Below are 8856 nucleotides of genomic sequence, written 5' to 3'. Positions count from 1 at the left end.
TGAAGCTTAGAGACTTTTCCTGGAAGCATGGTATCAGCCACTTCACTGTACAAGTACAGCTTGCTATCAGTTCTCAGCATAGAGTACCCCGGATTTGCCTAAGATACATGCCTACAACCTTCCACCTGGACAACCAACGCCAGGCTGACTTAACCTTCTCCGTCCTCTCATCGCATTACACAGAAGTATTGGAATATTAACCAATTTCCCATCGACTACGCCTCTCGGCCTCGCCTTAGGGGTCGACTCACCCAGCCCCGATTAACGTTGGACTGGAACCCTTGGTCTTTCAGCGAACGGGTTTTTCACCCGTTTTGTCGTTACTCACGTCAGCATTCGCACTTCTGATACCTCCAGCATACTTCTCAATACACCTTCATCGGCTTACAGAACGCTCCCCTACCACTTGACTTAAAGTCAAATCCGCAGCTTCGGCACATAGTTTTAGCCCCGTTACATCTTCCGCGCAGGCCGACTCGACTAGTGAGCTATTACGCTTTCTTTAAAGGGTGGCTGCTTCTAAGCCAACCTCCTAGCTGTCTATGCCTTCCCACATCGTTTCCCACTTAACTATGATTTTGGGGCCTTAGCTGGCGGTCTGGATTGTTTTCCTCTTGACTACGGACGTTAGCACCCGCAGTCTGTCTCCCGGATAGTACTCATTGGTATTCGGAGTTTGCATCGGTTTGGTAAGTCGGGATGACCCCCTAGCCGAAACAGTGCTCTACCCCCAATGGTATTCGTCCGAGGCGCTACCTAAATAGCTTTCGGGGAGAACCAGCTATCACCAGGCTTGATTAGCCTTTCACCCCTATCCACAAGTCATCCCCTGGCTTTTCAACGACAGTGGGTTCGGTCCTCCAGTTAGTGTTACCCAACCTTCAACCTGCTCATGGATAGATCGCCTGGTTTCGGGTCTATACCCAGCAACTAAACGCCCTATTAAGACTCGATTTCTCTACGGCTCCCCTATTCGGTTAACCTTGCTACTGAATATAAGTCGCTGACCCATTATACAAAAGGTACGCAGTCACCGAACAAGTCGGCTCCCACTGCTTGTATGCATGCGGTTTCAGGATCTATTTCACTCCCCTCACAGGGGTTCTTTTCGCCTTTCCCTCACGGTACTGGTTCACTATCGGTCAGTCAGGAGTATTTAGCCTTGGAGGATGGTCCCCCCATATTCAGACAAGGTTTCACGTGCCTCGCCCTACTCGTCATCATTGTGTGTGCCCTTTCGTGTACGGGAATATCACCCTCTACGTTCGCACTTCCCAGAGCGTTCCACTAGAACACACACAACTTAATGGGCTGCTCCCCGTTCGCTCGCCGCTACTAAGGGAATCTCAATTGATTTCTTTTCCTAAGGGTACTGAGATGTTTCACTTCCCCTCGTTCGCTTCATAAGCCTATGTATTCAGCTTATGATACCCGCCTTATAGCGGGTGGGTTCCCCCATTCAGAAATCTCCGGATCAAAGGATATTTGCCGCCTCCCCGGAGCTTATCGCAGGCTATTACGTCTTTCATCGCCTCTGACTGCCAAGGCATCCACCACATGCACTTAATTACTTGACTATACAACCCCAAACAGTCGTTAACACATACAAGTGAGTGTTATCGTTGCAAACTTAATTGCTACTATCTGTTGTCTGTGAATTTAATCACTATACAGCTTCAATCTAATTCATATACCAAAACGCTTGATTCAGTGTTTTTGCTAGTTCTCAGATTAATTCTTCATCTAACTGAAATACTTACGTATTACCGTTAGTGTCAAATTAATCGAGTTTGAACAATTTATTTCAGACTCAATTTTCTAATCTGTTAATGATTAACTACCACCTCGTCGGTGAGTAGTAAACTGTGATAAATCACAGAAGTTAATAAACCAAGATCATTCGATCTTCTTATTTATTAATTTCTATAAGCTATCTTTGGAATTTAACTTTCGTTTTCTACATTACTTCGTAATGTATGGTGGAGACTAGGAGAGTCGAACTCCTGACCTCCTGCGTGCAAAGCAGGCGCTCTACCAACTAAGCTAAGTCCCCAGCTTATCACTTAATGAACGACATATCTTTCAATCTAAGCTACTGCAATCAGATTTGGTGGGTCTGACAAGACTTGAACTTGTGACCCCACGCTTATCAAGCGTGTGCTCTAACCAACTGAGCTACAGACCCTCAGATACATCTTCGAAGAACAACTTGTTGTGGATTCTTACCGGTCACCAATCTTTCGTTAAGGAGGTGATCCAGCCGCAGGTTCCCCTACGGCTACCTTGTTACGACTTCACCCCAGTCATCGGCCACACCGTGGTAAGCGTCCTCCTTACGGTTAGACTACCTACTTCTGGTGCAACAAACTCCCATGGTGTGACGGGCGGTGTGTACAAGGCCCGGGAACGTATTCACCGCGGCATTCTGATCCGCGATTACTAGCGATTCCGACTTCATGGAGTCGAGTTGCAGACTCCAATCCGGACTACGATCGGCTTTTTGAGATTAGCATCCTATCGCTAGGTAGCAACCCTTTGTACCGACCATTGTAGCACGTGTGTAGCCCTGGTCGTAAGGGCCATGATGACTTGACGTCGTCCCCGCCTTCCTCCAGTTTGTCACTGGCAGTATCCTTAAAGTTCCCGGCTTAACCCGCTGGCAAATAAGGAAAAGGGTTGCGCTCGTTGCGGGACTTAACCCAACATCTCACGACACGAGCTGACGACAGCCATGCAGCACCTGTATGTAAGTTCCCGAAGGCACCAATCCATCTCTGGAAAGTTCTTACTATGTCAAGACCAGGTAAGGTTCTTCGCGTTGCATCGAATTAAACCACATGCTCCACCGCTTGTGCGGGCCCCCGTCAATTCATTTGAGTTTTAGTCTTGCGACCGTACTCCCCAGGCGGTCTACTTATCGCGTTAGCTGCGCCACTAAAGCCTCAAAGGCCCCAACGGCTAGTAGACATCGTTTACGGCATGGACTACCAGGGTATCTAATCCTGTTTGCTCCCCATGCTTTCGTACCTCAGCGTCAGTATTAGGCCAGATGGCTGCCTTCGCCATCGGTATTCCTCCAGATCTCTACGCATTTCACCGCTACACCTGGAATTCTACCATCCTCTCCCATACTCTAGCTGACCAGTATCGAATGCAATTCCTAAGTTAAGCTCAGGGATTTCACATCCGACTTAATCAGCCGCCTACGCACGCTTTACGCCCAGTAAATCCGATTAACGCTCGCACCCTCTGTATTACCGCGGCTGCTGGCACAGAGTTAGCCGGTGCTTATTCTGCGAGTAACGTCCACTCATCTTAGGTATTAACTAAGAGAGCCTCCTCCTCGCTTAAAGTGCTTTACAACCAAAAGGCCTTCTTCACACACGCGGCATGGCTGGATCAGGCTTCCGCCCATTGTCCAATATTCCCCACTGCTGCCTCCCGTAGGAGTCTGGGCCGTGTCTCAGTCCCAGTGTGGCGGATCATCCTCTCAGACCCGCTACAGATCGTCGCCTTGGTAGGCCTTTACCCCACCAACTAGCTAATCCGACTTAGGCTCATCATTTAGCGCAAGGTCCGAAGATCCCCTGCTTTCTCCCGTAGGACGTATGCGGTATTAGTATTCCTTTCGGAATGTTGTCCCCCACTAAATGGCAGATTCCTAAGCATTACTCACCCGTCCGCCGCTAAGTCATAGTGCAAGCACCATAACTCCGCTCGACTTGCATGTGTTAAGCCTGCCGCCAGCGTTCAATCTGAGCCATGATCAAACTCTTCAGTTTAAAATCATTAGTAGCTTATGGCTACAAATCTTGGCTCATCAATTTTCTGACTAAAAATTCGCTCAAATAAACTTCGAGAAATTTTTACCATTCAATCAATGAAATATTTTCGATTGATCAACCAGTAAAAATCCACACAAGTTGTTCTTCTATTCTCTTAATGATCTTTTTACCACCTCGTCAGTGGTAAATTAACGCAATAAATATTTAACAACTTAACCAGTTAAAGCTAAGTTATTTTTGCTTCATCGCGTCGGGATGAGTGCATTATAGGAGATTTTTTTTAGTGTGCAAGTCTTTTTAAACCCTTGTTTTATTGAGTGTTCTTTTTTTACGCACCAACATGTTCAATAAAGCAGCATAATTCTCATAAGCACATAAATTTAAAGCAGAAATATTTTATTTATATTTCTGCTTTGTTTTTTACTTACTGTTCTTTATCTGCACACTGATAATTTTTATGGGTTGTTTCGGTACATTTTGATGCATCCCAAAGTTAGCTGTCGGTACTTTTACGATTTTATCGACAATATCCATACCTTTAGTCACTTTACCGAAAACGGCGTAACCCGCATCCATTGGTGATTTATTTAAAAAGTTATTATCTGCGACATTAATAAAGAATTGACTACTTGCAGAGTTTGGATCTTGGGTACGTGCCATTGCTAAAGTACCACGGGTATTTTTCAAACCATTACTGGCTTCATTCACAATCGGTGCTTTGGTTGTCTTCTCAATCATATTGGCATCTAAACCACCACCCTGCACCATAAAGCCAGGAATCACACGATGGAAGATGGTACCTGTATAGAAGTTGCTTTTTACATAGCTTTCAAAGTTTTTTGCCGACACAGGTGCTTTATCATCAAAAAGTTCAATTTCGATGTTGCCCATACTGGTTTTCATATCAACCATGGTATTTGCAAATAAATGGCTGCTTGCCAAAACTAAACCTGTTGTCATGAACAACTTTTTCATCATTGCTTTTCTCGGCTTGATCATTGATTTGTTGTGAACGCTCATCTTAGTTTTGCTAATTCTATTTTGCTATTTCTATTTGTTATCTTTAAAACAAAAAACCGATGTTTCACGTGAAACATCGGCTCGGAGTTTATTAACTATGTTTATCCCAAAATTTTCTAAAGTTTTTGGCAACTTCAATGGTATTGCGTTTGGCCTTACTTGAGACTGGCGTGAGGTTAATAAAGCCATGAGTCTGATCTGGGTAATCAACATATTGGACTTTAACCCCATTTTGTCTGAGCTTATGGCTATAGATTGCACCCTCATCATGAAGTAGATCATGCCCAGCAGTAATCACATAAGCAGGTGCTAACTTTCTAAGACTGCCATAGGTTGGTGAGATTAACGGATCATCTAACGCAACATCATGCTGTGTTGCATAATAGTCCGTCACATAATCCACATCTTTACTGGTCAACACCAAGCCCTCTCCATAGGCATAGAACGAAGGATGGCGGCTTTTGAAATCAACGACAGGATAAATCAATAATTGTGCTTGCGGCGCGTAGGCTTTACCCACGGAATGCTGTGCAACCACAGTACTAATATTGCCCCCTGCACTATCTCCTGCAACGGCAATACGATTCTTATAGATTTTCAATTGACGGCGATTTTGATATACCCACGCCAGTGCATCTTCACATGATTTGATCAGCAGTTGTGGTGATGCTTCTGGTGCAAGTGGATAATCAATACTTAAGACCTGTACTTTTGCATATTTGGCAATCAGGCGGCAAGCTTCGTCATGCGTATCCAGTCCACCCACCACAAAACCACCGCCATGATAGAACACAATGATCGGCAATTTCTTATTGGGTGCAGGATGATAATGTCTGGCAAAGACCGTACCACTTTGCAAAGGAAGACGAATGTCCTCAACAGATTCAATCGATGTTGGTTTATTGATGATTGCCAACATTTGCGCATCAAACTGACGACGGGACTCAATTGGATCATCACCAATAAAGCCAATGCGACCTTGTTTAATTTGGACGGCCATCAGACATTTGGTAAAAGAATCCAAATCTGGATATTGGTGCGGATAAGCGAGAAGCTTAGCGAGAGACTCTTGTACAATTTTGGGGAGCTTATCTAGCGCTCGTGCAGCAGGGCCTTGCCCTTTGTCTAAAATTGTTTGAATTTTTTGAGGTAATGCTGTCACTTCTGTCCCCTTCTTCGCTCTGTCCATAATTCTTGTTGTCTTCGACTATATGCTTTTCTAAAGTCTTAGATCAAGTTCAAGATTTGAAAAATATGTCGTACGCTAAAGGGCTACTATCAAAAAGTCATTATCCATAGTGCTTATTCACAGCTATTTTTTATGTCAATTAAATGCTGTTTTAACATGAGATTGTTAAAACGATAAAACTAGAACGAATGAATTCGTTCTAGTTTATAGCACTCTAAAAGTGTCAGTTTTATGAATTAAGTTAACTTCGCGAAATGTATAGCAGTACATTATTAAGATTGCATGCGGCATCGTGTGTTTAATCTTATGCGAAGCCAACTTCATTCTAAAAAATTATTGAGCAGTCGTACCTGCTGAACCAGAAACTGAACCAGATACATCAGCAGAAGCACCACCAGATTGAACATCAACTGATGAACCACCTTGTACGCCAACACCACCTTGTACACCTGCTGGGCTTGCACCAGTTGTTTGAGCTGAGCCAGACGCGTCTAAACCACCTTGAGTTGAGCAACCTACAGCTGTTAATGCAACACCAGCTACAACCGCAGAAATCAATGCTAACTTTTTCATTTCGTATTTCCTTTCATTATGACAAAAAGCAAAGTTGTCTTTGCGATGCCTATGATTCACAATTTTTTTCTTGGACGTGATGCGGATTAGTTGCAGTTTGTTATGTAAGCCGCTCTATTTTGCAATTTTTCTTAAATCAACTCTTTTCATATTTCACATATTAAAAAAAACATTCAAAATCGCTAAAGCATTAGAGTTAAAGTAATTTCACGGTTTTTAGTTTTATTTTTTCAGTTAAAAAGCGATTATCTTATTTTTTTATAATTCATAGAAACACCGTACAATCTGCTTAAAAGATTACAATTGCGTAATTTTGATTAAAAATAAATGTAGCATTCATAAAAAAACCGTGACTTCTGATCACGGTTTTTCAATTTATTTAGCTTGGTTTAAGGCCATTGCATCTCACCTTTAACCACTTTGGCGCCCAACTCTAAACTGCTCGACTCACCTAAAGTTGGATACTGTTTTTGCATAATTCCAATTAATTCAGCTGAATTTTTGCTGGCTTTTACCGCTTTCTCATATTGCTTTAAATAGTCAATCGAGAAATTCACCGCATCAAGACCTTCCGCTGCGCCTACTTTCATATGTGCAGGTACCACCACTTGTGGATTTAAGGCTTTGATACTCTCTAAAGTCTGTACCACTTCTGCACGATCTTTGGCTGTTGGGGTATCCGCAGTCCAAAGATGAATACCCGATGACACTGGGATACCACCGACAACAGCTTTGGCACTCGGAATCCATAAATAAGTGAGTTCTTTCTTACCTTTGATTTCGATATTTTCATTTTCTAATTTTAAGGTTTTAGCCGTATACACTTGCGGAACAATAATCTTGCTCGGTGCATTGGCACCCATTTTTGGTCCCCAGTACTGTACTTTCAGTGCTTGCGTATCCTGAATATGCTTCACCGTTTCAGGGGTCGCAATCACCTGTACATTCGGGAAGTACTGCTTAAATACATCCAAACCAAAATAAAAATCAGGATCGCCATAGCTGACAAAAATGGTCTTTAATGTTTTACCGCTATCTAAAATATCGGCTGCAATACGTAATGCTTCCGATTTAGAAAATTGCGCATTCACCAATAAGACCTCTTTATCACCTTCAATTAAGGTTGAGGTCACACCAAAGTGTTCTGGTTGAGCCAGAAAGTTTTGAATTTTTAAATCTTGCGCAAAAGCTGTAGATGTTGCCGCTAACGTGGATAAAGCAATAATATAAGGTTTGGTATTCATCTTATCGTCTCCAATCTGATAAGGAACACTTTAAATTGCAATTATTGCTAAATAAATACACTAAATTAAGATAAAATGTTGCATATCTTGCAACAATGATAATAACGATGGACACATTAAAAGCGATCCAAGTCTTTGTCTGTATTGCGCATCAAGGCAATCTCAGCAAAGCTGCTGAACATCTCGATTATTCTAAAGCGATGGTCTCCCGTTACTTAGACCATCTCGAACAAACTTTTTCGACGCGTCTGTTTCAACGCAATACCCGTAAAGTTTCACTCACCCCTGCTGGTGAAAAAGCTTTGGTCTATTGCGAAAATATTTTACAACAGCAACAACTATTAGAAGGCTTAGCCGCGCCAGAACAGCACAGCGGTACCATCCGTTTTACCTGTGGCTTATTTTTATTTCAGCTTGGCGTGAATGAATGTATCAAGCAATTTAAAAAACGCTATCCACAGATTCATTTTGATGTCTATTTAACGGAAAATACCGTCGACCTGATGGATGCTCATGTGGATCTGGCACTACGCATTACCCAGAAAGTCGCAGATGGGCTGATTGCCCGCCCAGTCTGTCAAATTGAATCCACTTTTTGCGCACACCCACATTACTTACAAGACCACACTCCCCTGTTACATCCCAGTCAACTCATTCAACATGAATGCATAGCCCATCACACACACAACCAATACTGGACCTTATTTGATACAGATCAGCAACCCCAGAACTACCCTTTAAATGTTACGTTTAAAAGCAATGATGTGATTGCGCTTTATCAGATGTGTCTTAAGGCACAAGGTATTGCGATGCTGCCAACGTTGCTGGTGCGTAAAGATATTGCTCAGCAACGTTTGCAACAGGTGTTTACCAATTTTTCGGCACCCGATCTCACCTTATCTTTGGTTTATGCATCCAGACAACATTTACCAAAAATCACTCAAGAATTTATTGCTTTTGTGATTGAAAACTTAAATTTTTACTTAAATCAGCAAAATTAAAAGATTTAAATCGACCTGAACGCTTGAATTTTGTCGCGTTGCCC

At 42.8% G+C, this 8856-nt stretch carries 5 protein-coding genes, 2 tRNA genes and 2 rRNA genes; 1 reads left to right on the top strand and 8 read right to left on the bottom strand.

Going from position 1 to position 8856, the window contains the following annotated elements; all coding sequences use genetic code 11:
- The 8 genes from F896_RS0119550 to F896_RS19290 form a co-directional block, all read right to left on the bottom strand.
- Nucleotides 1–1577: ribosomal RNA gene (locus F896_RS0119550) — 23S ribosomal RNA — on the bottom strand; the annotation flags it as partial.
- Between the two features lie 400 nt (nucleotides 1578–1977).
- Nucleotides 1978–2053 (bottom strand) — tRNA-Ala (locus F896_RS19260).
- 55 nt (nucleotides 2054–2108) lie between these two features.
- Nucleotides 2109–2185 (bottom strand) — tRNA-Ile (locus F896_RS19265).
- Between the two features lie 59 nt (nucleotides 2186–2244).
- Nucleotides 2245–3782, bottom strand: a 16S ribosomal RNA gene (locus F896_RS19270).
- A 423-nt stretch (nucleotides 3783–4205) separates the two neighbouring features.
- On the bottom strand, nucleotides 4206–4763 hold the full coding sequence (locus tag F896_RS19275; RefSeq protein WP_016162130.1) for a peptidylprolyl isomerase: 558 nt from the start codon (nucleotides 4761–4763) through the stop codon (nucleotides 4206–4208).
- A gap of 133 nt (nucleotides 4764–4896) precedes the next feature.
- Nucleotides 4897–5967, bottom strand: coding sequence for an alpha/beta hydrolase (locus F896_RS19280; protein WP_212750002.1), 1071 nt, complete (start codon nucleotides 5965–5967; stop codon nucleotides 4897–4899).
- Nucleotides 5968–6327: 360 nt separating this feature from the next.
- Nucleotides 6328–6567 (bottom strand): hypothetical protein, encoded by a 240-nt coding sequence (locus F896_RS19285; protein WP_005201819.1) that lies wholly within the window; start codon nucleotides 6565–6567, stop codon nucleotides 6328–6330.
- A gap of 389 nt (nucleotides 6568–6956) precedes the next feature.
- Nucleotides 6957–7811 carry an MBL fold metallo-hydrolase gene (locus F896_RS19290; protein WP_016162128.1) on the bottom strand — a complete coding sequence of 285 codons (855 nt, stop codon included), beginning with the start codon at nucleotides 7809–7811 and terminating at the stop codon, nucleotides 6957–6959.
- A gap of 107 nt (nucleotides 7812–7918) precedes the next feature.
- Between F896_RS19290 and F896_RS19295 the strand changes: the two genes are divergently transcribed.
- Entirely contained in the window at nucleotides 7919–8812 is an 894-nt protein-coding gene (locus F896_RS19295; RefSeq protein ID WP_016162127.1) for a LysR family transcriptional regulator, read from the top strand.
- Nucleotides 8813–8856: the final 44 nt, after the last annotated feature.

The organism is Acinetobacter genomosp. 15BJ (genome assembly GCF_000400715.1).
GTDB lineage: Bacteria > Pseudomonadota > Gammaproteobacteria > Pseudomonadales > Moraxellaceae > Acinetobacter.
Note: the sequence above shows the minus strand (reverse complement) of the source record. Positions and strands in the feature narration are given on the sequence as shown.

Coding starts and splice junctions, on each gene's coding strand:
- F896_RS19290 (WP_016162128.1), bottom strand. CDS start 7,811: ATGAATACCAAACCTTATATTATTGCTTTATCCACGTTAGCGGCAACA.
- F896_RS19295 (WP_016162127.1), top strand. CDS start 7,919: ATGGACACATTAAAAGCGATCCAAGTCTTTGTCTGTATTGCGCATCAA.
- F896_RS19285 (WP_005201819.1), bottom strand. CDS start 6,567: ATGAAAAAGTTAGCATTGATTTCTGCGGTTGTAGCTGGTGTTGCATTA.
- F896_RS19275 (WP_016162130.1), bottom strand. CDS start 4,763: ATGATGAAAAAGTTGTTCATGACAACAGGTTTAGTTTTGGCAAGCAGC.